Below are 25,511 nucleotides of genomic sequence, written 5' to 3'. Positions count from 1 at the left end.
GTATCGCGGCTCTCCGTCCGCTTCGCAGGAGAGGGTAACGCAATGGGGGGCAAGGTCAATGTAGAGCTCGACGCTCTCTTCCTTCCCCCCTTGTGGGGGAAGGTGGATCGGCGCGCAGCGCCGAGACGGATGAGGGGTGTTCCAGGTAACGCCAACGTCTCACTCCGCTGGAACACCCCTCATCCGACCTCGCTTCGCGAGGCCACCTTCTCCCACAGGGGGAGAAGGGAGATGGCGCTCATGCCGCCTTCAACCGCCCGCTGATGAACCGGAACTCCTGGCTCTTGCCACCATAGCCATAAGCGGCAGCCGGAACTTCGTGCACGAAGGCATAGCTCTCCTCATGCACGCCACCCAGCAGTTGGCCGAAAGCTTTAAAGATCGCCTTCAGATAGGCTTCGAGCTCCAGCTTGGTGTTGGTGCCGTCGACCACCTTGATGTCGAGCCAGAAGGTGTTGGCGCCGTGCTCGGCCAGCGACTTGCCGCCTGCGAACCAGTGCTGCGGGTCGACATAGCTGACGGCGACGGCGGTGATCGTCGGGTCCTTGCGCAGATGCGTTGCGGTCAGCTCGGTGATTTCCCTGGCAATCGTCGCGGACAGCTTGGCGTCGGGCTTGCCGGTGACGCTGATGTTGATGATCGGCATTTTTCTCTCCTTTGGTTGAGCGGCGTCTGTTTGCCGTTGAAGAGACCATGTCATGATGGTTGGATCAAAAAAATCGAATTGTTTGGAATAGAAGGTTTTGTATTATCGAAGTATGCAAGCGCTCGAGCCCGATCTCCTCAGAACCTTCCTCGCCTTTGTCGATGGCGGCTCGCTGGCGCAGGCCGCGTCCGCTGTCGGCCGCTCGCCTTCCGCGGTGACGGCGCAGATGCAGCGGCTGGAGGAGATCGTCGGCGAACCGCTGCTGGTGGCGCGGGGGCGTGGGCGCGGACTGACACCGGCCGGCGAGGATCTGGTCGGCCATGCCCGTCGCATCCTTGCCGTCCACAGCGAGGCCTGGCTGGCGCTGAAGGGCGCACGCGCCGCCGGCCGTGTCGCCATCGGCACGACGCAGGATTTCGCCGACAGCGGCCTGCCGGAGCTGCTCAGGGCCTTTGCGACCAGCCATCCGCGCGTCAGGATCGAATTGCGCGTCGGTCGCTCGGCTGAGCTTGGCGAGGCGCTGCAGGCCGGTCAGCTCGATCTGGCCATCATCATGCGCAAAACGCCCGCCAATGACGAAGTCGGGCTGTTCAGTGAGCCGATGCTGTGGCTGTGCTCGCAAAAGGGGCTGGCCGCGCGAGAGGAAGAGCTGCCGCTGGCACTCCTCGATCCCTATTGCGGTTTTCGCGAGGCCGCACTTGCGGCGCTCGATGCCGCCGGCCGCCGCTATCGCATCGCCGCCGGCAGCGCCAGCCTTGCGGGCTTGCGCACCGCGGTCAACGCCGGCATCGCGCTGACCTTGCGCACCGCCCGCTTCGCTCATTCCGGCATCGTCGAAGCGCCGCGCGACCTCGGCCTGCCGCCGGTGCCGACGGCACAATTCGCCATAAGGCTCGGTCAGGGCGCCGACCGGCCGGCACGCGATCTTGCCGCCTTGCTGAGCGACAACCTCGCCTTGCCGGGCGCTCCGAGCTGATTTGCAAAGAAAAAGCCGACCTTACGGTCGGCTTTAAGGAGGACGGGTCGAGGGGTTTGGGGGGACTTGGGGGTGACCCGTCGCACCAATAATGCCCGAGTCGAATGATGGTTCCATGACTTTGAAAATAATTATTGGGTTGCCGCACTTTTTCTCGCCACCAGCCAGTCGCGCCCCGCATGGGCAAAAACCGCGCACAGCACGATGGCGCCGCCGATCAGGCTGGCGGCCGGCGGGATCTCGGCCAGAAACAGGAAGGCAAACAGGATCGCGAACGGCACTTCGGCCGAACCGAGCAGGCCGGATTCGGGCGCGGGGATCAGCCGCGAGCCTTCCGTCCACAGGATAGAGGCCATCGCGAAGGAACCGCCGAAGGCGACGAGCAGCACGGCGTCGCGCGCAGACACCGCCAGCGGGTCGGTGACGAACCAGCCAAAGACGAACAGCAGGAACGCCGACACCGCGCCCGCCCATACAACGGGCGTGTCGCGGAAGGCGCGCACCATGATCATGTAGAGCGCGCTGCCGGCGGTCATCAGCAAAGCCAGCCCGTCGCCGAAGAGATGACCCGTGCCGAAGCCGGAGCCGACCATGATCGTCACGCCGCACAGCGATACTGCGGCGGCAACAAGTGTCTGCGCCCGGAACGGCTCGCGCACCAGCACGAAGGCAAGCAGCGCGGTGATGAAGGGCGCGGTGGCGTAGATGACCGCGACATTGGCGACAAAGGTGAACTTGAACGCCGAGATGAAGGCGATGCTGGCCGCCGCACCCTCGACCGCCAGCAGCCAGCCGCGCCAGCCGAGCCGCAGGCTTTCGCTCCCGCCCGAGCGGCGGCGCCGCCAGAACACGTAGAAGCTTATCAGGATCGAGCCGACGAAGCCGCGCCAGCATGTGATGGTCAGTGGATTGGCATTGATCGACTTGGTCAGCACGCCGGTGAGCGCGAAGGCGACGGCCGAGGCCGACACCAGGATGATGCCAAGCGTGCGCTCGGCGGCGATGCTGGCCGTGTGATGCATGAGCGTGTCGGGCTCGCCGGGAGAATCCGTCATGTCACCAGACTAAGCTTGCGATCCTGACAACCTGCCGTCAGGAGGGTGTCATCATTCCATGGCACAGCCAGCACGCCTCTGCGCCAGCTTCGGGCTTGCGTTGGGGCAGGGGCCGGCGGCCTGCATTCGCCTGAGGCTTACAAAGGGCTTGCATGACCAAAAGCCACTTAGCAGTGGTCGCTGACGCTATTACGCGAGGAGGCGAACGCGCAGGTTAGGCGTCATGCAATGCTGGACGGCCATAGCCCAATCAGGTAATTTTGAGGCTCGCGGATTGATCGGCGTGGCTCACCCCGGCGCGGACTACGGAGAGGGCGCGCTGATGCATGTGCTGCATCCGGGAGTTTCGATGACTGAAGTGATCGATCGACTGGTGACGGCGATGAACGCGCATCATCTCGACGCTGTCACCGCTCTTATCCACGAGAACTATCGGAGCGTACAGCCGGCGCACCCGGGCAGAGCCTTCGTCGGGCGCGACCAGATGCGCGCCAACTGGGAGGCCATGTTCACCGGAATACCTGACTTCCACGCAACGGTCACGCGCTCGGTCCAAGACGGTGAAACGACCTGGATCGAATGGCATTGGTCAGGTACTCGCCGCGACGGGCAACCCTTTGAGGTGCGCGGGGTCACGCTGTTCGAGATCATCGACGGTCAGATTGCGGCCGGGCGACTGTATCTGGAGGACGTCGAGCGGCAGGTCGTCGGCATCGAAGACGCGGTTGAAGCCCTCTCCGGGCGCCGTCCGCCAACGGCCGGCAGTGGAACCGGTTCTTGACCTTACCACCGCGCCGCGGCGGAGACCGCCGATAGCTTCGCCTGGGCTATGCACTCAGAAGGGTAGGTCGGCTTTGAACGGCTGCCACGGCCTACTGCGTTGCCTGGTAGAGTTCCGAAGCGGCCTCCTTCAGCGCGCGCCGGCCGTCGGGCCTGAAATACATCATGTGGCCGCCCTCGACGACGTCGAGACGGATAGGCTTGGCATTGGCGAGCGTCGGGAGTTGGTTCACCAGATAGCGCGAGGCCAGATAGGGCGTGACCAGGTCGGTGTCGCCGTTCACGATCACCACCCCGAGCGCCGGGTTCAGCGAGCGCGCCCGCTGCAGATCGTGCATGGCACCGGCGTAGCCTTGGCGCGAACCGCCGTAGTCCCAATTGTGGGTCACGTCGCCGTTGAGCAACCGGTAGCTGACATCGGTGCGAAAATTCAGCTCGCTGCTGACATAGCCGACAAAGGCCGAGGTCAACGCCGGCACGCTGCGGTCGAGCACCGGATCCGGGCCGGCGCTGCGAGCGCTCTCCGGCGCGATGTCTGCGGTGGCGATCGTGCCGTCATATGGGCTGAGCACCCTGCCACTGGTGCGCTGGAATTCGCGCGCGAACAGGGCGGTCGGGATGCGGGCGAAATTGCGCTGCACGAGGTCGAGCGGCAAGCCGGTGATCTCGGCCACGCGCTGGCTGGCCAGTCGTCCGCCCTGTTCCAGCCCGCCGGTCAGGGCGGCGAGGTAATCGCCCAGCGCATACTTTTCGACCTCGGCGAGCTTTTCGCGCAGCGCCTCGCCGCTGACGCCTTCGCCGCGCAGTCGCACCGCCGCCAGCGAGGGCAGTTCAAGCGCCCAATGCAGCGGCTGGAATTCATCTGGTAGCACCAGCGTGAATTCCAGCGCCGGCGAGATCAGCACAATGCCGTTGGGGCTCAGGCCGACATCCTCCTGCAGGGTTCTGGCGAGAAGGGCTGCCCGGAACCCGCCATAGCTTTCACCGGCAAGGAAGAGCGGCGATCCGGTGCGGCCGTTCTGGGCGAGATAGAGCCGGATGAAGGCGCCGATCGAGCTGGCATCCTGGCTGATGCCCCAGAAGTCTTTGGTATCCTGGCCCGGCGCCTCGCGGCTGTAGCCGGTGCCGACCGGATCGACGAAGACGAGGTCGGTCATGTCGAGCCAGCTGTCGGGATTGTCGATCAGCTTTTGCGGCGGCGGCAGGAATTGGCCATCGGCCCCGGTCGCGATGACACGTGGCCCGAGCGCGCCGAGATGCAGATAGGCGGACGCCGCTCCGGGGCCGCCATTGAAGACGAAGGTGATGGGACGAGCCTTCTCCGCACCCGCCGTCGGCGGCAGCGTGTAGGCGACATAGAAGATTTCCGCCGTAACCTCGGCCTTCCCCGAAAGCAGCGACAGCGTGCCGGCCTTTGCCTGGTAGTCAAGCTTGCGTCCGGCAATGGTGATTGAATGGCTGGTCGTTTGTGGCGCCGGCAGCAGCGACAGCACGCCGCCGGTGGGTGCAGGACGCTTGGGCGTTTCGGCGAGGCCGGGCCCTATCAGTGCGCCAAGCAACAGGAGAATTGCAGGAATGAGCTTCAGCTTGGCACGCATGACACCTCCGGGAATGGCTCCCGAATAGGTATGGTCTGGGCGATCGAAGTCAAAGTAACTCTTCGCGAACGTCCTGGCCCCTCTGCCCGCCGGCATATCAGTGCTATCAAAGCGCGACGGACTCGAAAGGACAGGACCATGGACGCCACCGCGCTCAAAGCCATGCAGGCGCCGCTCAAGGAGGCCTATCGCGGCGACGCCGCGCAGGCGCTGATCACGCTTCGCGCCAGGGGTTCGATCGACGACCAGTCGATCGCCTGCAAGGTGGAAACCGGTAGGGCGCTGGCCGTGGCCGGCCTGCATCCGGCAACCGGCGGCTCCGGGCTCGAACTATGCTCGGGCGACATGCTTCTGGAGGCCCTGGTCGCCTGCGCTGGGGTCACGCTGAAGGCGGTGGCGACCGCGCTGGAGTTCAAGCTTGGCGCGGCGACCGTTGAGGCCGAAGGCGATCTCGACTTTCGCGGCACGCTGGGTGTGGCGAAAGATGCACCTGTGGGCTTTCGCGCCATCCGGCTGAATTTCGATCTCGACACCGACGAGCCGCAAGAGCGCATCGATTCGCTGATCAAGCTCACAGAGCGCTATTGCGTGGTGTTCCAGACGATCAACAGCAAGCCGGAGCTGACGGTGAGCGCACGAGCCTGATCTCCCCCCTTGAGGGGGAGATGTCGCCGAAGGCGACAGAGGGGGTCGGGCCGATTGGACGCGACGCCCTTTTGTGCAGAAAGGAGGTTGGCGCTCCACGCGCGGCGACCCCCTCTGGCCTGCCGGCCATCTCCCCCTCAAGGGGGGAGATACAAATTACTGCGCCGCCGGCTCTTCCGCGTCGCCCTCGTCGGTGAACGGCGAAGCGCTCGGCACGCAGTTCACGGCCCAGCCGGCCGGGGTCGGCTGCTTCTGGTATTCGGTGATGGCGTTCGTGCATTGTTCGCGGGTGTCGAAGGTGCTGGGCAGAACCACCATGCCGCCTTGCGGGCCGGCGATCACCAGGTACCAGACCAATGCTACGCTGGGAGCAGCCATGGGAATTCCTCGCTTTTGCTGGATGTCGGAGTCGGATTGACCCTAGCAACTCCCGGCAGATGGCGAAAGCAGGGCGACGGGGGAGCGACCTGCCGGATCATCACAGACCCGTGAACGGAACCGCTCCCCCTGGAGCAATTCCAGGAAAAGTGTGATCGGTTTTCCGTCCGGAATTGCGTAAAAACAAAGGGATAGAGCGGTTCGCCGTTTCCGTGAAACGGCGAACCGCTCTATCCTGCTCTCAGTTCACCGCGAAGCAGTAGAACAGGCCGTCGCCGCCGGTGCGTTTCAGCGCCTCCTGGCTGCAGCCGCCGCGCGAGGCATGCGAGGAGTTCCAGGATTTCGCTGCCGCCGACTCATCGAGGCCGGTGCGGTCGTGATGGCCCATCATTGCCGCCCCTTCCGCCCCGCTCAAGGTCCAGTCGCCGCAGGTCTGGTCGGCGATCTTGGTGCCGTCGGGCTTCGAGCCGGTCAGTATGTCGTGCCGGTTCGGTTTGTCGCCGCGGCCGTTGACCACCTGGCCCTTTTCGTTGAGCGCCGTCTGTTTGGTGATGGCGTTGGCGTCGCTGTGCAGCGAGGCGACATCGTCGGCAATCTTCTCGCCCTTGGCGTTGACCCACGGGCCCTTGCCGATGCGGTCGCGCGCATCGGTATCGGCGGTCGAGAGATAGGCGTGCCATTCCTTGCCGGTCACCCCCGCGGCTTCCGCCAGCGAGGCGCAATGCGCATCGGCGCCTTTGAGGCCGCCGAGATCGGCGCCCTTGCCGGAACCGACGCTGGTAACGAAGAAACTCATCTTGGCGTCTTGCGCAAGGGCTACGCCAGTCGTGGCGGCAATCGCAGCGGCGGCAACGAGAAGAAGTCTACGCATGTCGGTCCTCCGGTTTCGAATGTCCTACGTCAGAAGAAACGTAACTGGAGGCTTGTTTAATCCGGCTTCAGCCCAGCTTTTATTCCGGCTGCCGGTAGGCGACGAAGCGCTGCTGCCTGGCCTGGAAGATCAGCCCTGTCTCTTTCAACTCGGGGCTGGCCAGCGGCACGATGCGCCGGGCGATCTCTGAAGGGTGCGGGAGCGTCTCGGGATCCTCGCCGGGCGCCGCCTGCGCACGCATGGCGGTGCGGGTGGCGCCGGGGTCGGCCGCATTGACGCGCAGCGGCAGGCTTTGCGTCTCATGCGCCCAGGAGCGCGCCATGGCTTCCACCGCCGCCTTTGACGCCGCATAGGGCGCCCAGAAGGCGCGTGCCGAATGCGCGGCCCCGGAGGACATGAGAATGGCGCGGCCGGCGTCGGACAGCCGGAGCAGCGGGTCGACCGAGCGGATCAGCCGCCAGGTCGAGGTGACGTTGATGGTCATCACCTTCTCGAAGGTTTTCGCCTCGACATGACCGATCGGCGAGATGACGCCGAGCACGCCGGCATTGGCCACGAGTATGTCGAGCTTGCCCCAGCGCTCATGGATGGCGCCGCCCAGCCGGTCTATGCCGGCCATGTCCGAGAGATCGAGCGGCACCAGCGTCGCTTCACCCTTGCCGGTCCTGGCGTGCTCGGCCTTGATCTGGTCGTCGAGTTCTTCCAGCCCACCCACGGTGCGGGCGACGGCAATGACATGCGCGCCGGCGGCGGCAAGTTCCTTGGCAATGAAATAGCCGATGCCGCGCGAGGCGCCGGTAACGACCGCGACGCGGCCGGAGAGGTCGAGGGTCATGCGAGCGCTTTCAAGAATGGCAGTTGGGCTCTACGCCCCGTTGTTCGCCAGCAGCGACAGCGTGCGCACATTGTCGTGGCCTTCGAAGTCGAGCAGGCGGGTCGGGTACTGGCCGGTGAAGCAGGCGTCGCAGAATTGCGGCTGCTCATTGTCCCGGCCGGCCTCGCCGACGGCGCGGTAGAGCCCATCAATGGTGAGGAAGCCGAGTGAATCGACGCGGATGAACTCGGCCATCTCCTCGATCGACATGCGTGACGCCAAGAGCTTCGACTTCTCCGGCGTGTCGACGCCGTAGAAGCACGACGCGCTGGTCGGCGGCGAGGCGATGCGCATATGCACTTCCCTGGCGCCGGCATCGCGCACCATCTGCACGATCTTCTGGCTGGTGGTGCCGCGCACGATGGAATCGTCGACCAGCACCACGCGCTTGCCCTCGATCATGCGGCGGTTGGCATTGTGCTTGAGCTTGACGCCCATATGGCGGATCGAATCGCCGGGCTGGATGAAGGTTCGGCCGACATAGTGGTTGCGAATGATGCCGAGTTCGAAAGGGATACCGGCAGCCTGCGAAAAGCCGATCGCCGCCGGCGTGCCGGAATCCGGCACCGGCACGACGATGTCGGCCTCGACAGGGCTTTCCTGCGCCAGTTCCGCGCCGATGCGCTTGCGCACCTCGTAGACGTTACGGCCTTCGACCGACGAGTCCGGCCGCGCGAAATAGACATATTCGAAGATGCAGAAGCGGGTCTTCTGCGGCTCGAACGGGAACAGGCTCTCAATGCCCTTCGAGGTCACGACGACCATTTCGCCGGGCTTCAGGTCGCGCACGAAGCGGGCGCCGATAATGTCCAGCGCGCAGGTTTCGGAGGCCAGGATCCAGGCGCCGTCGAGATCGCCGAGCACCAGCGGGCGGATGCCGAGCGGATCGCGGCAGCCGATCATCTTCTTGGAGGTCATCGCCACCAGCGAAAAGGCGCCTTCGACCTGGCGCACGGCATCGATGAAGCGCGAATTCAAATCGCGTTCCTTGCTGGTCGCAACCAGATGCAACAGCGTCTCGGTGTCGGAGGTCGACGAGAAGATCGCGCCCTGTTTCTGCAGCGCGCGCTGCACGGTCATGGCGTTGGTGAGGTTGCCGTTATGGGCGACGGCAAAGCCGCCATCGGCGAGTTCGGCGAAGAAGGGCTGGATGTTGCGCATGCCGGCGCCGCCGGTGGTGGCGTAGCGCGTGTGGCCGATGGCACGGTTGCCTTGCAGGCTGTCGATGACATGCTGCTTGGTGAATGTGTCGCCGATCAGACCGACATGGCGTTCGACATGGAACTGGGTGCCGTCATAGGAGACGATACCGGCCGCTTCCTGGCCGCGATGCTGCAGCGCGTGCAGGCCCAGCGTGACGATGGCCGCGGCGTCCTGACGGCCGAAAATGCCGAACACACCGCATTCGTCGTGGAAATGATCGTCTGCTTCGGCGGAAAGCACGTCGTCTGCGTCTGCCTTCGAAACTGCCATGGGGCTCAAGCTCCGCTAAAATGGCCATATAAGGCGATAGCGCCGCGAAAGCAACGCACGCCGTGCGCGGTTCACACCATAGTCAGCTCATAAATGGCGCCCGCCTAGTGGGCGCCATGCCGTTTCAGTTCAGTTTGCCGGTGCGGCCGGCGCCGGAGCGGCGGGCTGTGCCGGCGCATTGTCGGCCGGAGCGTCGGTCTCGTCGTCCGGCGCTGGCGCGTCATCGCCGGTTGCCGGCGCATCCGCGGCCGGTGCATCGGCTGCCGGAGGCGTCTCGGGTGCTGCCGGCTGATTCGGGTTGAGCTTCTTCAGGATGGCGTTTTCCGGATCCTCGGGCAGCAGGCTTTCCAGCTTGGCGCCGATGGTCTCGAGCAGTGGCCTCGACTTGGCGTTGGCGACCCAGGCAGGCGCCTTGGCGCCGGCCAGCCAGTTGAAGAACAGAAGCGCCACCGCAACGACCAGGATGCCGCGCGCCGCGCCATAGAGGAAGCCCAGCGTACGGTCGAGCGCGCCGATCCTGGAATCGATGATCCAGTCGGCAAGCTTCATGGTGATGACGGAGACGACAATCAGCGCGATGACGAAGACGATGCCGGCGGACGCCGCCATGGCGATCTTGTCGCTTTCGACATAGGGCTGAACGTAAGGCAGCACCGGCTTGTAGAAGAAGAACGCCGCCGCGGCGGCAGCGGCCCAGGAGACGACGGACAGGATTTCGCGGGACAAGCCGCGAACCATGGCGAGCATCGCCGAGACCAGGGTGAAGCCGACGAGAATTCCGTCAAGCAGCGTAATCGGCATGTTGTTCGCCCCACTCCGATTGTCTTTTCACGGCTCGGGCGAGCCGCGTCATTCTTCCTCGTCGACACGGCTGCGCCGTGAGCCGGCTATGCGCGCCACCAGATCGGCAAGTTCGGTCGGCTGGAAAGCGCCGGCCCCGATCCCGCCAGGACCAGTACCATTGGCAACCTCCTCGCTGCCCAAGGGCAGAACCGCACTTCCAAAACCCAGCTTTTCGGCCTCTTTAAGGCGCTGTTGCGCATGCGCAACCGGCCTCACAGCGCCCGACAGGCTGATTTCGCCGAAATAGACGCAATCGGCGGGAAGGGCAAGACCGGTGAGCGATGAAACCAGTGCAGCGGCAACCGCCAGATCGGCAGCCGGCTCGGAAATCCGGTAGCCGCCGGCAACGTTGAGATAGACATCGTGGGTGCCGAAGCGCACGCCGCAATGGGCTTCGAGCACGGCCAAAATCATCGACAGCCGCGCGCCGTCCCAACCGACGACGGCGCGGCGCGGCGTGCCCAGCGAGGACGACGCCACCAGCGCCTGGATCTCGACCAGCACCGGGCGAGTGCCCTCCATCCCGGCAAAAACCGCGGCACCCGGTGACTTTGCATGGCGTTCGCCAAGGAACAGCTCGGAGGGATTGGCGACTTCGCGCAGTCCCTTGTCCGACATTTCAAAGACGCCGATCTCGTCGGTCGGCCCGAAACGGTTCTTCACCGTGCGCAGGATGCGGTAATGGTGGCCGCCTTCGCCTTCGAAATAGAGCACGGCGTCGACCATGTGCTCGACGACGCGCGGGCCGGCGATCTGGCCTTCCTTGGTGACATGGCCGACCAGCACGATGGCAGCGCCGGTCGATTTGGCATAGCGGATCATCGCCTGGGCGGCGGCGCGCACTTGCGTGACCGTGCCGGGCGCCGAATCGGCAAGGTCGGTCCACAGCGTCTGGATGGAATCCAGGATGACGAGGTCCGGCCGCCTGCCGTCGGCGATGGTCGCCAGGATATCCTCGACATTGGTTTCGGCGGCGAGTTCGACCGGTGTGTCGGCGACGCCAAGCCGCTGCGCCCGCAGCCGGATCTGGGCGACGGCCTCTTCGCCCGAGACATAGACGATGCGATGGCCTTTTGATGCGAGCGCTGCTGCGGCCTGGGTCAAAAGCGTCGACTTGCCGATGCCGGGGTCGCCGCCGACCAGCAGCGCCGAGCCACGCACGAACCCGCCGCCGGTGGCGCGGTCGAGCTCACCAATGCCCGAAACGATCCGCGGCGCGTCCTCGATGTCGCCGGACAGACTGGTCAGCACCACGGCGCGGCCCTTGCGGGCATTGCGCGTGTTTGCCGGGCCCGAGCCGATGCCGCCCGACGTGCCTTCCTCGACCAGTGTATTCCACTCGCCGCAGGCATCGCATTTGCCGGCCCAGCGCTGGTGCACCGATCCGCAATTCTGACAGATGAACTGGACGCGGGATTTAGCCATGGTGGGATGCCGCGCGCAAAAGACTGAAGGCTGGCGATCCTGCACACCCCCCTCTGTCCTGCCGGACATCTCCCCCGCAAGGGGGGAGATTGGCTGTCATCGATGCTTTCGCCAACCGCGCCCGTCGCAAGACAGACGCCGCCCTCAAAGCTGCCGATCTCCCCCCTTGCGGGGGAGATGGCCGGCAGGCCAGAGGGGGGTGTGACGGGACGCTGACATAGGCCAAAAAGCTACTCAAACCTCTCCGCAATATGGTGCTCTTCGGCTAGGTCGGAGAAGCGGGTGAACTCGCCCTGGAAGGCGAGGCTGACCGAACCTGTCGGGCCGTGGCGCTGCTTGGCGACGATGACTTCGGCCTTGCCGCGCATTTCGTTCATCTCGTGTTCCCACTTGATGTACTCGTCGGTGCCGGGCTTGGGTTCGCGGTTCTTCAGATAATATTCCTCGCGATAGACGAAGATCACCACGTCGGCGTCCTGCTCGATCGAACCGGATTCGCGAAGGTCGGAGAGTTGCGGGCGTTTGTCTTCGCGGCTTTCGACCTGACGCGACAGCTGCGACAGCGCGATGATCGGCACGGAAAGTTCCTTGGCCAGCGCCTTCAGGCCGGTGGTGATCTCGGTAATTTCCTGGACGCGGTTCTGCGAAGCCTTGGCGGATGAACCCTGCATCAGCTGGATATAGTCGATGACGATGAGGTCGAGGCCGCGCTGACGCTTCAGCCGGCGTGCGCGCGCCGAAAGCTGCGCGATCGAGATGCCGCCGGTCTGGTCGATGAACAGCGGGATCTTCTGCATGGTCTGCGAGCAGGCGACCAGCTTTTCGAAATCCATCTCCGAAATCTCACCACGGCGGATCTTTGACGACGAAATTTCGGTCTGCTCGGAAATGATGCGGGTGGCGAGCTGCTCAGACGACATTTCCAGCGAGAAGAAGCCGACGACGCCGCCATTGGCGGCCTTGAACGAGCCGTCGGCCTGCTGCGCCGGCACATACATTTCGGCGATGTTGAAGGCGATGTTGGTGGCGAGCGATGTCTTGCCCATGCCCGGACGGCCGGCAATGATGATCAGATCCGACGCCTGCAGGCCACCCATGCGGCGGTCGAGATCGCGCATGCCTGTGGCGAGGCCTGACAGGTGGCCGTCGCGCATATAGGCGGCGTTGGCCATGTCGACGGCGGTCTTGACGGCGTCGGTGAAGCTCTCGAAGCCGCCATCGTAGCGGCCGGTTTCGGCCAATTCGAACAGCCGCCGCTCGGCATCCTCGATCTGCTCGGACGGCGCCATGTCGACCGGCGCGTCATAGGCGATGTTGACCATGTCCTCGCCGACGGTGATCAGCGCGCGGCGCGTCGCGAGGTCGTAGATGGCACGGCCATAGTCGGTGGCGTTGACGACGGTGACAGCCTCGACCGCCAGACGAACCACATACTGCGCCACTGTCATGTCGCCGACCTTCTCGTCGGCCGGCAGGAAGGTTTTCAGCGTGATCGGCGTCGCCACCTTGCCCATGCGGATGAGCTCGGCCGCGACCTCGAAGATTTTCCGGTGCAGCGGCTCGTAGAAATGGCCGGCCTTGAGGAAGTCGGAGACGCGGTAGAAGGCATCGTTATTGACGAGGATGGCACCGAGCAGCGCCTGCTCGGCCTCGATGTTGTTCGGCGCCTCGCGATAAAGCGGTTGCTCCGCCACGCCGAATTTTCGTGCTGCCTCTGCCATGATGTCCCCGATTTCGATCCCGGCTTCTCGATACCAGAACGCGAAAGATCCGGTGCTGACTTATATGCATCAGTTTCGTTCAATCGTCGTTGATGCCCGTTGTTCACAGGGGCAGCGGACCGTCCACAGGACAGAATTCCCGTGCTCTGATTCCGGTTGACTCGCAATGCTGATTGTATTGGTCCGACAGGAACGAAGCAAGAACAATCTCGGTGACTATCCGATTCTTCCATCCAATGTGTCGCCCCAGTCGAGCCGTCGCGCTGCCTTGAACAGCTTGCCGTCGCGCTTGGTGAAAAGCGTCTCGCCTGCGCTGCCGTCCGGCCGGCACAATTTGAGCAGCACCTTGCCGGAGCCGGCTTTCGGCGGTGCAATGATGCGCGGCTGGTGTGCAGGCGCGGGTTGCCGCGACGCTGCGACGTAGATGAACTTCTCGTCCTCCCACGGCACATCGGCATCCTTGGCCAGGCGATGCAGCCGCGAGCGGGCGACGCGGCGCGAAAAATGACACCAGTCGGGCGGCTCAAGCGGGCAGGGTGCTTGATGCGGACACGGCGCCAGCACATGCGCGCCGGCCTCCAGCAATTGCCTGCGCACGGCAAGAATACGCTGCCAGCCGGCCGGCGTGCCCGGCTCGACGATCAGCAACGTGTCGCCGGTCAATTGCCAGAGCCGGGCGACAAGCTTCGGCAACGATGCCGGCGCGATCTCGTCCAGCACATAGGCGCAGGTGACGAGGTCGGCAGGCCTGAGGTCGGCAAGGTCGATGGTCACATCGCCGGCGCGCCAGTCCGTCCTGGCGGCGATGGTATCAAGAGCCAGCGACTGGCCGACCTTGCGCACCGCGGCGCTGGCTTCAATCAGCACTGCCTGTTCGAGATCGGGCCACAGGCCCGTGGTGGCCCAAAGCACCGTGCCCGGGCCCGCGCCGACATCGAGCAGGGTTCTTGGTTGGAAATCGGGCCGCGCATCGGCAAGCGAATCGAGGCTGGCGCGCACCGCGGCATAGGTCGCCGGCAGCCGCGTCGCCAGATAGGCCTTCACCGCCATCTCCTCGGCCATGTGCAGGCGGCCATCGCGCAGTTCGGCGCGGTAGCGGTCCGACAGCGTCTTCGCCGCATGGCGCAGCGCCGACAGCGGTATCGTTTCGAGCAGGCGCTCGACGCCTTGTCTGAGCGGTGGGGGCAGTTCCACGCTCACGCTCCGCGCGGCGCGAACAGGATGACCGGGGCGCAGGCGATCCCGGCCACGGCGGCTGCGATAGTGAGGATGAAGGTCATGGAAAAGGTCTCGCGAGAAGGAGACCTTTTTCAGTGCCGGAGCCGGCAATGGCAAGCGGCAATACGCAATCGAGGCGTTATTCCCGATCCGACACCTTGCGGCGGCGTGCCGGTTTGGCGGCAGCGGACCTGACAGCAACGGACTTGGCGGCGACAGACCTGGCAACGGCAGGCTCGGCGGCTGCGGTTTCCGGGCGATGTCCCATATCGCGCATTTCCAGCGCCCTCTCGCATTTGGCCATGTAGTCGCGCGTCATCGGCAGCGTGTCGTTCTTCTTGGCGATCTGGATCTGGAAGATCACCAGATCCTGCCAGCGGAAGGCGGCTTCCGAGGCGGCGAGATAGAACTCCCACATGCGGCAGAAGCGCTCGTCATAGATCGCCTTGGCCTTGTCGCGGTTGGCGGCAAAGCGCTGGCCCCAATGCTTCAGCGTGTCGGCATAATGCAGCCTCAGCATCTCTATGTCGGTGACGACGAGGCCGGATTTCTCGATTGCCGGCATCACCTCCGAAAGCGCCGGGATGTAGCCGCCAGGGAAGATGTATTTGCGGACGAAGGCGCTGGTCGCCCATGGCACGCCGGTGCGGCCGATCGTGTGGAGCAGCATGACGCCGTCGGGTTTCAGCAGCGTCGCCGCCTTGTCGAAGAAGGTGCGGTAGTGGTTGACGCCGACATGCTCGAACATGCCGACCGAAACGATGCGGTCGAAGCGCTCATTGAGCTCGCGGTAATCCTTCAGGTCGAAATGCACCCGGTCCTGCAGGTCCAGCGCATGGGCCCGGTCCGTGGCGACGCCGTGCTGCTCGGTCGACAGCGTGACGCCTTGCACGTCGACATCGAAGGTCTTGGCGAGGTAAAGGCCAAGCCCGCCCCAGCCGGAGCCGATATCGAGCACGGTCTGGCCGGCCTTCAGCCTGAGCTTGGCGGCGATGTGGCGCTTCTTGGCGGCCTGCGCCTCGTCGAGCGTCATGTCCGGCTGCTCGAAATAGGCGCAGGAATACTGCATGTCCTCGTCCAGGAAGAGCCGGTAGAGATCGCCCGACAGGTCATAGTGGCGCTGTACGTTGCGGCGCGAGCGCGAGGCGGTGTTGATCTGCTGCAGGCGGCGGAAGGCGTGGCGCAGGCCTTCGATCGCCTTCGACCAGGTGGCGTCGATGCCGCCGCTGCCCATATTCTGGAAGGCGATGCGCATGACGCCCAGCACGCCCCCCTCGAGGACGTCGAGTTCGCCGTCCATGTAGGCTTCCGGCACGGCCAGCATCGGATCGAAGGTGATGGCGCGCTCGGCATGCCTGGTCTTGATGTGCATGTGCACCGGCTCGCCGCTGCCGTCTCCGAAAACCACGGTCGAGCCCTTCGGCCCGGTGACTTTGAGATTGCCCGTGCGCACCAGGCGGTCGAGAACGCGCTTCAACAGAATATTCATGCCCAAATGTCCCCTCACGGTCAGACTGGCTGTCTAATTCTGCCTCAATATATAGGGGTTCGAAAAGTTCCATTTGGCACAAAAATGCCCGGGCGAGACGCCCGGGCATTGGTCCACAAAGGCTGGATGACGACAATGTGATCGGGAGCGCCGCTCCCCTCGCTTGTCGTTAAGCGATCAAGCGTTGTCTTCGCCGCCTTCGAACTCGGTGTTCGGGTCGAAGAAGTTCTCCGGCCGCGCATTGTCGTTGATGTCGTCGCCATAGATGGCTTCGGCGGTGGTCAGCGTCTCGCCCTTGGCCTGACGCTCGGCTTCCTCGGCCGTGCGGGCGATGTTGAGGCTGATGGTGACCTCGACTTCCGGATGCAGCGCTATCGCCACATTGGTGACACCGATGGTCTTGATCGGCTGGTTGAGCTGGATCTGGTTGCGGTTGACCGAGAAACCTTCCGCCGTCAGCAGGTCGGCGATGTCGCGGGTCGACACCGAACCGTAGAGCTGGCCGGTCTCGCCGGCCGAACGCACGGCGATGAAGCTCTTGCCGTCGAGCTTTTCGGCAACCTGAGAGGCTTCCGACTTGCGCTCGAGGTTACGGGCTTCGAGCTGGGCGCGCTGGCCCTCGAACTTCTTCTTGTTGGCCTCGTTGGCACGCAGCGCCTTGCCCTGCGGCAAGAGGAAGTTGCGGGCAAAGCCGTCCTTGACCTTGACGGTATCGCCCATCTGGCCGAGGCGGGAAACGCGTTCGAGAAGAATAACTTGCATGGTCTTGTTCCTTCGTCTGGGCACCGACCGCGGGATCGGCGCCGAATTGAATGGAACAGGTCAGGAAGCTCGGGCGCCGTGGCGCCGGTGTCGCTGTCCTGCCTGTCGCGGCAGTTAGAGGCTTTTCACCTCAACTCGGGATTTCAACGCATGTCGCCGAAAAAGTGGTCCCGGTTTTGGAACAACGGCATGCATCATCAAACTGACCCTACGGCGCCCGTCGCCGTGGGAGAAATGCGGGCGGCAAGCCGCCCGCATCAAAGAAATTAGCGAACCACGTAGGGCAGCAGGCCGAGGAAGCGGGCGCGCTTGATCGCCTTGGCGAGTTCGCGCTGCTTCTTCTGGCTGACGGCGGTGATGCGCGACGGCACGATCTTGCCGCGTTCGGAGATATAGCGCTGCAGGAGACGCACGTCCTTGTAGTCGATCTTGGGCGCGTTGGCGCCGGAGAACGGGCAGGTCTTGCGGCGGCGATGGAACGGGCGCCGGGTCGGGATCTGATTGATGTCGACCATTATTCTGCACCCCCTTCAACACCTTCGCGCGGACGGCGCGGACCACGATCGCCACCGGCGTCGCCGAACGAGCGCGGCGGACGATCGCCACGATCGCCGCGATCACGGTCGCCGAACGAACGCGGGCCACGATCACCACGGTCGCGGTCGCCGAAGCCGCCGCGTTCCGAGCGCTCTTCGCGCTTCTGCATCATGGCCGAAGGGCCTTCCTCATGCGCCTCGACCTTGACGGTCAGGAAACGCAGCACGTCTTCGGACAGACCCATCTGGCGCTCCATCTCGTTGAGCGCTGCCGGCGGGCAGGTGAGGTCCATAAGCGTGTAGTAAGCCTTCCGGTTCTTGTTGACCCGGTAGGTGAGGGACTTCAGTCCCCAGTTCTCGACCCGGCCGACGGACCCGCCATTTGCGGAGATGACGCCCTTGTACTGTTCGACAAGCGCATCGACCTGCTGCTGCGAGAGGTCCTGCCGGGCAAGGAACACATGTTCGTATAGAGCCATAGTGGTTCAGTGCCTTTCTTTCGTTTCTCTCCCGGATCCTCGCGGCAAAAGCCTCTGCAACTTCTCTGACCCGTTGGTCCCAAAAGGGCGGGGAAGAAAGGAGCATTTCGAGACGGTCGAGAGCGGAGACACGGGAGGCGGAAGCGCTTCTGGCTTCACACGAAGGTTTTGGGCAAAACCTCCGGCCCTCCGTTCAGCCCCCAGCAAGGACCGGCAGATTGCGGGCGTCTATACAGCAATTTGGCTGGAAGGCAAGGGTAGGGCACCGGCGAGCGGGCCGCTTGAGGCGTGCCACTCGAAAAAATGCCAATATATCTCACATGAGCGGCTCGGCTCGCCCCGTCTATTCAGCTTGTATGGGCGACGACCTTGTCCACCGTTTCAGGGAAGAAGTCGGGCGCGGCCTTACGCTTGCCGAACATCATGTCGTACTGGATCAGCCGGAAATCGTTGATCGCCGGATCGATGTCCTTCTGCCGCGCCCAGTCGGGCGTCGCTTCGCCTGACGGCGTCAGCAGAAGGTTGCGGTCGACGACACGGTAGCGTTCGCGCAGCGCGCCGAGGAAGCCGGTGTAGTAAGGGTGCGTGATCCCGGCCGTGGTCAGGATGTGGTAGGGCAGGAAGGCTGGGCTGACCGCGCCCATATCCTGCGCCGGACCGGTGCGGTTCGACCAGATGATCAGCGGCGTCTGGTGGTGCTCCAGTGCGGCCTCCGGCGTAGCCTCCCTGCGCGGCGCGACATTGTCTTTCAGGAAGCCGGTCTCGACATAGACGGGGCCGAGCGGCGGCAGATGGTCGCCGAAGAAGGCGATGACCGTCGGCCGCTGGCGCTTCTTCGCCCAGTCGATCAGCCGCTCGAGGCCACGGTCGGCATCGGCCGAACCCTCGGCATAGCTGAGCAGCGATTCCCGCGCCCATGTGCTGATCGGTGCCGCGACCTTGTGGGTCGGATTGTAATAGCGGTACGGCTCGTAGGGGCCGTGGTTCTGCAGGCTGACGGCGAAGAAGAACACCGGATCTTCGCTGGCGTCGGCCTCTGCGATGATCTCGTCGGTCATTGCTGCGTCGGAGGCCAGCGGCCCGCGCTTTTGCAACGGCGGCAGCGTCTCTTCCGAGCGGAAATCGTTGAAGCCGAAATCGGCATAGACCGCGCCCCGGTTCCAGAACCAGTTGGTGCCGGGATGGATGGCGCGCGCGCGGTAGCCTTCGCTTTTCAGGAAGGTCGCGAGCGACGGCGTCGGCGTGCGCACATATTGCTGATAGGGGATCGAGCCCGCCGGCAGGAAGGCATTGGAAAAGCCCGTCAGCGCCTCGAATTCGATGTTGGCGGTCATGCCGCCGAATTCGGGCGAGAACATATAGCCCGAGCGCAAAGCCCGAACATTGGGGATGGGGTCGGGCGTGATGGTGACGCCGGGCAGCTTGGTCGGATCCCAGAAGGATTCGCTCATGACGATGATGATGTCGGGTTTCTCGTCCGGCACCGAGGCTGTCACATCCGGCCTGTCTATCGCGTCGATTGCCTTGTCGGAGTAACCGGCCGGTGCGGAGACATGCGCCATCGGCACGTTGAGCGCGAAAGCCAGGGCAAAGCCGTTGGAGGCGTAGTTCTCCTTCTGGTCCCACATGATCGGGATGATCTGCAGCCGGTCGCGGGTCCACGAGAAGGTGGCATAGTCCATGATCGAGACGAAGAAGGCGAGCAGCGGCACTGCCAGCGTCAGCCGCGCCAGCCGCCCCTTGCGGCTGAGGATCGGCACTTTGCGGCGCCATAGCCGCCAGCCATAGATCAGCAACGACAGTCCGGCGACGATGCCGACCGCCATGGCGAGCGCCGTCCAGGGCCGCTCGCGCACCAGCAGCGGCATCAACGCCATGATCTGGCGCGAATAGAGGAAATCGGTCGGGTAGAGCGGATCGCCGAGATAATGCGACTTCTGGTGCCCGACAAAGGCCAGCGCCAGGGTCAGCGGCGCCACGATCATCAGGCTCTGGTGGCTGCGGCCGAGCACGGCGTCCAGTCCTATCAGCACCAGCGCAAAGACGATGATGGTGGTCCAGCCCGGCTTGAAGGGCTGCAGGAAGAAGTCGACCGTGCCGAAGAAATCGCCGCGCACGATCCATTCGATGGCGAACACCAGGACGGCGGAGGCAAGCAGAGTGGCCAGACCGTAGCGGATGACAGGCCATCTGCGCCCCGGCAGGTAGCCGGTGGACGGATCGTCTTCCAAGAACTGTGGCGCGGGTACGGCCGCGCCTTTCCTGATCCTTGCCACTTTTCTTTCCCCGGCCCAAGCAACGCGTTTTTCCACTCGCGTCACCGTTCTGTCATAGAACTGTCATTCAAATGCTAGCGCCTGTGGCGGAAATAAGAAGAGCCAGCAAACGATTCGTGAGCGGTTTTCATCAGGAGTGATCGGCAAAAAGCCTGTCGGAACAGGGACTCGGGGGCTGGCTTCCGTCTCGACCAACGGCCGAAATGCCGCCAACGGGCTTGACTTGGCGGTCCGCCTTGCGTCACAGGCAGGAAAAATCAGCCGCTGGAGAGAGCCCAAATGGCCGTTGCATTCACCTTTCCGGGACAGGGCAGCCAGGCTGTCGGCATGGGCAAAGACCTCGCCGACGCCTTCCCCGAGGCGCGCAGGGTCTTTGAGGAAGTCGATGATGCGCTGGGTGAAAAGCTGTCGAAATTGATCTGGGAAGGCCCGGAAGAGACGCTGACCTTGACTGCCAATGCCCAGCCGGCGCTGATGGCGGTGTCGCTGGCCGCGGTGCGGGCTCTGGAAGCGCGCGGCTTTTCGCTGAAGGACAAGGTGTCCTACGTTGCAGGCCATTCGCTCGGTGAATACTCGGCCCTTGCGGCCGCCGGCTTCGTCTCGGTCGCCGATGCGGCCCGGCTGTTGCGCATCCGCGGCAATGCCATGCAGGCGGCGGTGCCGGCCGGCGAGGGCGCCATGGCGGCGATCATCGGCCTGGAACAGCCCGATGTCGAAGCCGCTTGCACCGAAGCCGCCGCCGGGTCCGGCAAGGTCTGCCAGATCGCCAACGACAATGGCGGTGGGCAGCTGGTGATCTCCGGCGCCAAGGCGGCGGTGGAACTCGCCGCGAAACTGTGCACCGAAAAGGGCGCCAAGCGGGCGCTGATGCTGCAGGTCTCCGCGCCCTTCCATTCGGCGCTGATGGCGCCGGCGGCCAATGTCATGCGCGAGGCGCTGGCGGGCGTGACCAGGAATACACCGGTGGTGCCCGTCGTCTCCAATGTCACCGTGACCCCGACCAGCGAGCCCGACGAAATCTCGCGGCGCCTGGTCGAGCAGATCACCGGCCGCGTGCGCTGGCGCGAAACGGTTGAGTGGTTTGGCGCCAACAGCGTCGCAACCCTTTACGAGATCGGCGCCGGCAAGGTGCTGTCGGGTCTGGCGCGGCGTATCAACCGCGACATCGCCACATCGGCCATAGGCACGCCGGCCGATGTCGAAGCGGCGCTGGCGGCATTGGGCTGACAGGCTGGCGATTTGGCGGCACCTATGCAAAGGGTGCGCTCTGAGATCAGGAGATAACAATGTTCGAACTGACCGGCCGCAAGGCGCTCGTCACCGGCGCATCGGGGGGCATTGGCGAAGCGATTGCCCGGGTGCTGCATGCGCAAGGTGCCATTGTCGGCCTGCACGGCACCCGCATCGAGAAACTGGAGACCTTGGCTGGCGAACTCGGCGACCGGGTAAAGCTGTTTCCAGCCAATTTGTCGAACCGCGACGAGGTCAAGGCACTTGGCCAGAAGGCGGAAGCCGAGCTCGAAGGCGTCGACATACTGGTCAACAATGCCGGCATCACCAAGGACGGCCTGTTCGTGCGCATGTCGGATGCCGATTGGGACAGCGTGCTTGAGGTCAACCTGACCGCCGTGTTCCGGCTGACCCGTGAACTCACCCATCCGATGATGCGCCGCCGCCATGGCCGCATCATCAACATCACCTCGGTTGTCGGCGTCACAGGCAATCCCGGCCAGACCAATTACTGCGCCTCCAAGGCCGGCATGATCGGCTTTTCCAAGTCGCTGGCGCAGGAGATCGCCACCCGCAACATCACCGTCAACTGCGTCGCCCCGGGCTTCATCGAATCGGCCATGACCGACAAGCTCAACGACAAGCAGAAAGATGCGATCATGGCCGCGATCCCGACACGACGCATGGGCACGAGTGTTGAAGTGGCGTCTGCCGTCGCCTATCTCGCCTCCAACGAAGCCGCCTACGTCACCGGCCAGACCATCCATGTCAACGGCGGCATGGCGATGATTTGACGGGATATGGCCGGTTATAAGAAGACACGGCCGGCTTGTGAAAAGAGACCATTTCGCCTTGGACCTTAGCCAATTTTCGTGTAATGCGGCCCGCAACCCGGCGGTTCGGGCAAAAACCGGTCCGGCACCGTTGCGTTTCCGGCAGGACCATCTTTCAGCTTGATTAGCGGCATTCTGCCCGCTAACGAAGACAGACAAACAAAAGACGAGGATGCCCCAAATGAGTGACACCGCAGAGCGCGTCAAGAAGATCGTCATCGAACATCTTGGCGTCGATGCCGACAAGGTGACGGAGCAGGCGAGCTTCATCGATGATCTGGGCGCGGACAGCCTCGACACGGTCGAACTCGTCATGGCGTTCGAAGAAGAGTTCGGCGTCGAGATTCCGGACGATGCGGCCGAGACCATCCTGACCGTCGGCGACGCCGTGAAGTACATCGACAAGGCTTCGGCCTGACGCTATCCGCAGTCATCACCGGGGAGGACCTGCGATGAGGCGTGTCGTCGTCACGGGCCTTGGCCTGGTTTCGCCATTCGGCATGGGCTTCGAGCACAGCTGGAAGGAACTTCTGACCGGCCGCAGTGCTGCCAAGCGCGTCACCGAGTTTGAAGTGGAAGATCTTGCCTGCAAGATCGCCCACGTCATTCCCCGCGGTGACGGCACCAACGGCACGCTTAACCCCGAAGCCGTGCTTGAGCCCAAGGAACTGCGCAAGATCGGCGACTTCATCCTTTACGGGATTGCGGCCGCCGACGAAGCGCTGAAGGATTCCGGCTGGGAGCCCGGCACCGAAGCCGAGCGTTGCGCCACCGGCGTCATGATCGGCTCCGGAATTGGCGGCCTCGAGGGCATCGCCGAGAATGCGCTGATCCTGCACGAGCGTGGCCCGCGCCGCATCAGCCCGTTCTTCATTCCTGGAAACATCATCAATCTGGTGTCGGGCCAGGTGTCGATCCGGCACGGGCTGAAAGGCCCAAACCACGCCGTCGTCACCGCCTGCTCGACCGGCGCGCACGCCATCGGCGATGCCGCCCGGCTGATCATCTTCGGCGATGCCGACGTGATGCTGGCCGGTGGCGCTGAAGCGCCGGTGACCAGGCTCTCGCTTGCCGGCTTCGCCGCTTGCCGGGCATTGTCCACCGACCGCAACGACACGCCTGAAAAGGCCTCGCGTCCCTATGACCGGGACCGGGACGGCTTTGTCATGGGCGAGGGCGCCGGCGTGGTCGTTCTGGAAGAGCTCGAACACGCAAAGGCGCGCGGCGCCAAGATCTATGCCGAGGTCACCGGCTACGGCCTGACCGGCGATGCCTATCACATCACCGCACCTGCCGAAGACGGCGACGGCGCCTTCCGCTGTATGACGGCGGCGCTTAACCGGGCCAAGCTGACGCCCGCCGACATCGACTACATCAATGCGCACGGCACCTCGACCATGGCTGATACGATCGAGCTCGGCGCCGTCGAGCGGCTGGTCGGCAATGCCGCTTCGAAGATCTCGATGTCGTCGACCAAGTCGTCGATCGGCCATCTCCTGGGGGCAGCGGGGGCCGCTGAGGCGATCTTCTCGATCCTCGCCATCCGCGACAACATCGCGCCCGCCACCATCAATCTGGACAACCCGGAACGCGAAACCGCGATCGATCTGGTAGCAAACACGCCACGGCCCCGCCAGATCGACGTGGCATTGTCCAACTCCTTCGGCTTTGGCGGCACCAACGCTTCGCTGGTCTTCCAGCGTTATATCGGCTGATTGCGGTATCGACCGGCGCGCCAGCGGTCTGTCGTCAATTTTGCCATATTCGAGCCTACTCTGCCGCTGGGGATTCGTCGCATCGGCCTGAAGGCGCTTTTTTTGAAGCACGATGCGTAGGCTTGAAATGTTAGGGCACGCTGTGCGTCCAACCGGACGCATGGTCGCTCTAAGAGATCAGATGGTAGGGCGCTTATGAACACCAATCCGGGCGGCAGCGGACAATTCGGACAAAACCAGAAGACCGGCCCGATCGTGCCGAAGACTGCGGCCGAGGCCTTGCGGCCGGAAGCCGGCACACCGCCGCCGAAGCGCTCTCGCGCCTCGCGCAGCCAGGTCGTCGTGTTCATGAACTTCGTCATCTCCGCTGTGATGTTGATGATCCTCGCCGCCGGCGTTTCGCTTTATTTCGGCAAGCAGGCCTTCAACGAACCGGGCCCGTCGGCCGCTGGCGACACCTTTCTGGTCAAGCCGAACACCGGCGTCCAGGATATCGCCGACCAGCTCGAACGGCGTGGGTTGATCAGCGACGCCCGCATCTTCCGTATTGGCGTGCGCGTCTATGGCAATGACTCGGCGCTGAAGGCTGGCGAATACGAGGTCAAGCCGCGCGCCTCCATGCGCGATATCATGGAGCTTCTGAAGAGCGGCAAGTCGGTGATGTATTCGCTGACCATTCCCGAGGGGCTGACGGTCGAGCAGGCGCTGCAGCGCGTTGCCGAGCAGGATGCGCTGACCGGGGACATGCCGGCGACCACGCCGGCCGAGGGAAGCCTCGCCACCGATACGTTGCGCTTCACCCGCGGCGCCACGCGCCAGCAGATGGTCGACAAGCTGCTCGCCGACCAGAAGAAGCTGGTCGACGAGGTCTGGCAGCGGCGCGCCCCCGACCTGCCTCTGGCCAATGTCGACGACTTCGTCACCTTGGCCTCGATCGTCGAAAAGGAAACCGGCCGGGGCGACGAGCGCTCGCGCGTTGCCGCCGTCTTCCTCAACCGTCTGGCCAAGGGCATGCGGCTGCAATCGGATCCGACCATCATTTACGGACTGTTCGGAGGCAAGGGCAAACCCGCCGACCGGCCGATCTACCAGTCGGACATCGAGAAGCAGACGCCTTACAACACCTATCTGATCAACGGCCTGCCGCCGACGCCCATCGCCAATCCCGGCCGCGCCGCACTCGAAGCCGTCGCCAACCCGTCGAAGACCGACGATCTCTACTTCGTCGCCGACGGCACCGGCGGCCATGTGTTTGCCACGACGCTTGCCGAGCACAATGAGAACGTTGCCCGCTATCGGGCGCTGCAGAAAAAGCAGGTCGAAGACGCCGCAAAGGGCGCCAAGACCCCGGGCCAGACCGATGCGCCGGCAGATGGCGATGACAGCGGTGACGCCAGTGGCGATGCCGGCGGCGACAGCGGGGACGCCGGCGGCGATGCGGGTGCCGCCCAGTAGCAGACCGGCGCTTTTTGACCGATTGACCTTACGCGCTGCAGACACAGGCGACGCGCTACTGCTTTGAACGCGCGGCGCATTTCGAAGCGCCTTCGGCCCTGGTCCGAGACGTCTGCAGATTTCAGCACTGCGAGATCAAAACGACACCGGAAATCAACACCTTGCCGGTATTGCGATTCTGACATTCGCGCTGCCCGTGATATCGAACGCCAGCAGGATTTCAGAATCGGAAC

At 64.1% G+C, this 25,511-nt stretch carries 24 protein-coding genes; 8 read left to right on the top strand and 16 right to left on the bottom strand.

Features of this window, described 5'->3' with window-relative positions; translation table 11 throughout:
• Positions 1-238 precede the first annotated feature (238 nt).
• Positions 239-646: a tautomerase family protein gene (locus ACWGTI_RS17975; RefSeq protein WP_454588345.1), complete on the bottom strand. Its 408-nt coding sequence runs from the start codon at positions 644-646 to the stop codon at positions 239-241.
• A gap of 112 nt (positions 647-758) precedes the next feature.
• Between ACWGTI_RS17975 and ACWGTI_RS17970 the strand changes: the two genes are divergently transcribed.
• On the top strand, positions 759-1,622 hold the full coding sequence (locus ACWGTI_RS17970; protein ID WP_454588411.1) for a LysR substrate-binding domain-containing protein: 864 nt from the start codon (positions 759-761) through the stop codon (positions 1,620-1,622).
• 131 nt (positions 1,623-1,753) lie between these two features.
• Here the strand turns inward: ACWGTI_RS17970 and ACWGTI_RS17965 are convergent, their stop codons facing one another.
• Entirely contained in the window at positions 1,754-2,677 is a 924-nt protein-coding gene (locus ACWGTI_RS17965; RefSeq protein WP_454588344.1) for a DMT family transporter, read from the bottom strand.
• Between the two features lie 349 nt (positions 2,678-3,026).
• On the opposite strand from ACWGTI_RS17965, the gene ACWGTI_RS17960 reads away from it, so the two are divergent.
• Positions 3,027-3,458 carry a nuclear transport factor 2 family protein gene (locus ACWGTI_RS17960; RefSeq protein WP_454577087.1) on the top strand — a complete coding sequence of 144 codons (432 nt, stop codon included), beginning with the start codon at positions 3,027-3,029 and terminating at the stop codon, positions 3,456-3,458.
• Between the two features lie 91 nt (positions 3,459-3,549).
• Here the strand turns inward: ACWGTI_RS17960 and ACWGTI_RS17955 are convergent, their stop codons facing one another.
• Positions 3,550-5,055 carry a S10 family peptidase gene (locus ACWGTI_RS17955; RefSeq protein WP_454588343.1) on the bottom strand — a complete coding sequence of 502 codons (1,506 nt, stop codon included), beginning with the start codon at positions 5,053-5,055 and terminating at the stop codon, positions 3,550-3,552.
• Between the two features lie 138 nt (positions 5,056-5,193).
• Here ACWGTI_RS17955 and ACWGTI_RS17950 point away from each other — a divergent pair, with 138 nt between their 5' ends.
• Positions 5,194-5,700 (top strand): OsmC family protein, encoded by a 507-nt coding sequence (locus tag ACWGTI_RS17950; RefSeq protein WP_454588342.1) that lies wholly within the window; start codon positions 5,194-5,196, stop codon positions 5,698-5,700.
• Between the two features lie 156 nt (positions 5,701-5,856).
• On the opposite strand, the gene ACWGTI_RS17945 is transcribed toward ACWGTI_RS17950, so the two are convergent.
• From ACWGTI_RS17945 to ACWGTI_RS17885, 13 genes are all read right to left on the bottom strand, one after another.
• On the bottom strand, positions 5,857-6,078 hold the full coding sequence (locus ACWGTI_RS17945; RefSeq protein ID WP_023689120.1) for a hypothetical protein: 222 nt from the start codon (positions 6,076-6,078) through the stop codon (positions 5,857-5,859).
• Between the two features lie 241 nt (positions 6,079-6,319).
• The gene (locus ACWGTI_RS17940) at positions 6,320-6,949 is read right to left on the bottom strand and encodes a hypothetical protein (protein WP_454588341.1); all 630 of its coding nucleotides are present in this window, start codon (positions 6,947-6,949) and stop codon (positions 6,320-6,322) included.
• A gap of 79 nt (positions 6,950-7,028) precedes the next feature.
• The gene (locus tag ACWGTI_RS17935; RefSeq protein WP_454588340.1) at positions 7,029-7,784 is read right to left on the bottom strand and encodes an SDR family NAD(P)-dependent oxidoreductase; all 756 of its coding nucleotides are present in this window, start codon (positions 7,782-7,784) and stop codon (positions 7,029-7,031) included.
• Between the two features lie 30 nt (positions 7,785-7,814).
• Entirely contained in the window at positions 7,815-9,296 is a 1,482-nt protein-coding gene (gene purF, locus ACWGTI_RS17930; RefSeq protein WP_112397309.1) for an amidophosphoribosyltransferase, read from the bottom strand.
• 129 nt (positions 9,297-9,425) lie between these two features.
• On the bottom strand, positions 9,426-10,097 hold the full coding sequence (locus ACWGTI_RS17925; protein ID WP_454577093.1) for a CvpA family protein: 672 nt from the start codon (positions 10,095-10,097) through the stop codon (positions 9,426-9,428).
• Between the two features lie 48 nt (positions 10,098-10,145).
• The gene (radA, locus tag ACWGTI_RS17920) at positions 10,146-11,564 is read right to left on the bottom strand and encodes a DNA repair protein RadA (RefSeq protein ID WP_454588339.1); all 1,419 of its coding nucleotides are present in this window, start codon (positions 11,562-11,564) and stop codon (positions 10,146-10,148) included.
• A 230-nt stretch (positions 11,565-11,794) separates the two neighbouring features.
• Positions 11,795-13,285, bottom strand: a complete 1,491-nt coding sequence (locus ACWGTI_RS17915) for a replicative DNA helicase (protein WP_454577095.1) — start codon at positions 13,283-13,285, stop codon at positions 11,795-11,797.
• A 216-nt stretch (positions 13,286-13,501) separates the two neighbouring features.
• Positions 13,502-14,479: a small ribosomal subunit Rsm22 family protein gene (locus ACWGTI_RS17910; protein WP_454588338.1), complete on the bottom strand. Its 978-nt coding sequence runs from the start codon at positions 14,477-14,479 to the stop codon at positions 13,502-13,504.
• Positions 14,480-14,642: 163 nt separating this feature from the next.
• Complete coding sequence (locus ACWGTI_RS17905; protein ID WP_454588337.1) at positions 14,643-15,992, bottom strand: class I SAM-dependent methyltransferase; 1,350 nt, start codon at positions 15,990-15,992, stop codon at positions 14,643-14,645.
• A 177-nt stretch (positions 15,993-16,169) separates the two neighbouring features.
• The gene (rplI, locus tag ACWGTI_RS17900) at positions 16,170-16,754 is read right to left on the bottom strand and encodes a 50S ribosomal protein L9 (RefSeq protein ID WP_181059027.1); all 585 of its coding nucleotides are present in this window, start codon (positions 16,752-16,754) and stop codon (positions 16,170-16,172) included.
• Between the two features lie 266 nt (positions 16,755-17,020).
• The gene (rpsR, locus tag ACWGTI_RS17895; RefSeq protein ID WP_006203718.1) at positions 17,021-17,269 is read right to left on the bottom strand and encodes a 30S ribosomal protein S18; all 249 of its coding nucleotides are present in this window, start codon (positions 17,267-17,269) and stop codon (positions 17,021-17,023) included.
• Positions 17,269-17,769, bottom strand: a complete 501-nt coding sequence (rpsF, locus tag ACWGTI_RS17890) for a 30S ribosomal protein S6 (RefSeq protein WP_112560792.1) — start codon at positions 17,767-17,769, stop codon at positions 17,269-17,271. The genes rpsR and rpsF overlap by 1 nt, the downstream gene beginning before the upstream one ends.
• A 347-nt stretch (positions 17,770-18,116) precedes the next feature.
• Positions 18,117-20,045 carry an LTA synthase family protein gene (locus ACWGTI_RS17885; RefSeq protein ID WP_454588336.1) on the bottom strand — a complete coding sequence of 643 codons (1,929 nt, stop codon included), beginning with the start codon at positions 20,043-20,045 and terminating at the stop codon, positions 18,117-18,119.
• 279 nt (positions 20,046-20,324) lie between these two features.
• Here ACWGTI_RS17885 and fabD point away from each other — a divergent pair, with 279 nt between their 5' ends.
• From fabD to mltG, 5 genes are all read left to right on the top strand, one after another.
• Positions 20,325-21,272 carry an ACP S-malonyltransferase gene (gene fabD / locus ACWGTI_RS17880; RefSeq protein WP_454588335.1) on the top strand — a complete coding sequence of 316 codons (948 nt, stop codon included), beginning with the start codon at positions 20,325-20,327 and terminating at the stop codon, positions 21,270-21,272.
• 59 nt (positions 21,273-21,331) lie between these two features.
• Positions 21,332-22,069 carry a 3-oxoacyl-[acyl-carrier-protein] reductase gene (fabG, locus tag ACWGTI_RS17875; RefSeq protein WP_027045360.1) on the top strand — a complete coding sequence of 246 codons (738 nt, stop codon included), beginning with the start codon at positions 21,332-21,334 and terminating at the stop codon, positions 22,067-22,069.
• Between the two features lie 220 nt (positions 22,070-22,289).
• Positions 22,290-22,526 (top strand): acyl carrier protein, encoded by a 237-nt coding sequence (locus tag ACWGTI_RS17870; protein ID WP_006203723.1) that lies wholly within the window; start codon positions 22,290-22,292, stop codon positions 22,524-22,526.
• Positions 22,527-22,560: 34 nt separating this feature from the next.
• Positions 22,561-23,823, top strand: coding sequence for a beta-ketoacyl-ACP synthase II (gene fabF, locus ACWGTI_RS17865; RefSeq protein ID WP_454577101.1), 1,263 nt, complete (start codon positions 22,561-22,563; stop codon positions 23,821-23,823).
• 195 nt (positions 23,824-24,018) lie between these two features.
• The gene (gene mltG, locus ACWGTI_RS17860; RefSeq protein ID WP_454588334.1) at positions 24,019-25,278 is read left to right on the top strand and encodes an endolytic transglycosylase MltG; all 1,260 of its coding nucleotides are present in this window, start codon (positions 24,019-24,021) and stop codon (positions 25,276-25,278) included.
• Positions 25,279-25,511 lie beyond the last annotated feature (233 nt).

It is taken from the genome of Mesorhizobium sp. ArgA1 (assembly GCF_053714375.1).
The sequence above is the reverse complement of the archived record's forward strand: the minus strand, read 5'-3'. Positions and strand labels throughout refer to the sequence as shown.

Coding starts and splice junctions, on each gene's coding strand:
- rplI (WP_181059027.1), bottom strand. CDS start 16,754: ATGCAAGTTATTCTTCTCGAACGCGTTTCCCGCCTCGGCCAGATGGGC.
- ACWGTI_RS17905 (WP_454588337.1), bottom strand. CDS start 15,992: ATGAATATTCTGTTGAAGCGCGTTCTCGACCGCCTGGTGCGCACGGGC.
- radA (WP_454588339.1), bottom strand. CDS start 11,564: ATGGCTAAATCCCGCGTCCAGTTCATCTGTCAGAATTGCGGATCGGTG.
- ACWGTI_RS17935 (WP_454588340.1), bottom strand. CDS start 7,784: ATGACCCTCGACCTCTCCGGCCGCGTCGCGGTCGTTACCGGCGCCTCG.
- fabF (WP_454577101.1), top strand. CDS start 22,561: ATGAGGCGTGTCGTCGTCACGGGCCTTGGCCTGGTTTCGCCATTCGGC.
- mltG (WP_454588334.1), top strand. CDS start 24,019: ATGAACACCAATCCGGGCGGCAGCGGACAATTCGGACAAAACCAGAAG.
- ACWGTI_RS17945 (WP_023689120.1), bottom strand. CDS start 6,078: ATGGCTGCTCCCAGCGTAGCATTGGTCTGGTACCTGGTGATCGCCGGC.
- ACWGTI_RS17950 (WP_454588342.1), top strand. CDS start 5,194: ATGGACGCCACCGCGCTCAAAGCCATGCAGGCGCCGCTCAAGGAGGCC.
- ACWGTI_RS17940 (WP_454588341.1), bottom strand. CDS start 6,949: ATGCGTAGACTTCTTCTCGTTGCCGCCGCTGCGATTGCCGCCACGACT.
- fabD (WP_454588335.1), top strand. CDS start 20,325: ATGGCCGTTGCATTCACCTTTCCGGGACAGGGCAGCCAGGCTGTCGGC.
- ACWGTI_RS17955 (WP_454588343.1), bottom strand. CDS start 5,055: ATGCGTGCCAAGCTGAAGCTCATTCCTGCAATTCTCCTGTTGCTTGGC.
- ACWGTI_RS17925 (WP_454577093.1), bottom strand. CDS start 10,097: ATGCCGATTACGCTGCTTGACGGAATTCTCGTCGGCTTCACCCTGGTC.
- rpsF (WP_112560792.1), bottom strand. CDS start 17,769: ATGGCTCTATACGAACATGTGTTCCTTGCCCGGCAGGACCTCTCGCAG.
- fabG (WP_027045360.1), top strand. CDS start 21,332: ATGTTCGAACTGACCGGCCGCAAGGCGCTCGTCACCGGCGCATCGGGG.
- ACWGTI_RS17970 (WP_454588411.1), top strand. CDS start 759: ATGCAAGCGCTCGAGCCCGATCTCCTCAGAACCTTCCTCGCCTTTGTC.
- ACWGTI_RS17960 (WP_454577087.1), top strand. CDS start 3,027: ATGACTGAAGTGATCGATCGACTGGTGACGGCGATGAACGCGCATCAT.
- ACWGTI_RS17965 (WP_454588344.1), bottom strand. CDS start 2,677: ATGACGGATTCTCCCGGCGAGCCCGACACGCTCATGCATCACACGGCC.
- ACWGTI_RS17915 (WP_454577095.1), bottom strand. CDS start 13,285: ATGGCAGAGGCAGCACGAAAATTCGGCGTGGCGGAGCAACCGCTTTAT.
- rpsR (WP_006203718.1), bottom strand. CDS start 17,269: ATGGTCGACATCAATCAGATCCCGACCCGGCGCCCGTTCCATCGCCGC.
- ACWGTI_RS17975 (WP_454588345.1), bottom strand. CDS start 646: ATGCCGATCATCAACATCAGCGTCACCGGCAAGCCCGACGCCAAGCTG.
- purF (WP_112397309.1), bottom strand. CDS start 9,296: ATGGCAGTTTCGAAGGCAGACGCAGACGACGTGCTTTCCGCCGAAGCA.
- ACWGTI_RS17870 (WP_006203723.1), top strand. CDS start 22,290: ATGAGTGACACCGCAGAGCGCGTCAAGAAGATCGTCATCGAACATCTT.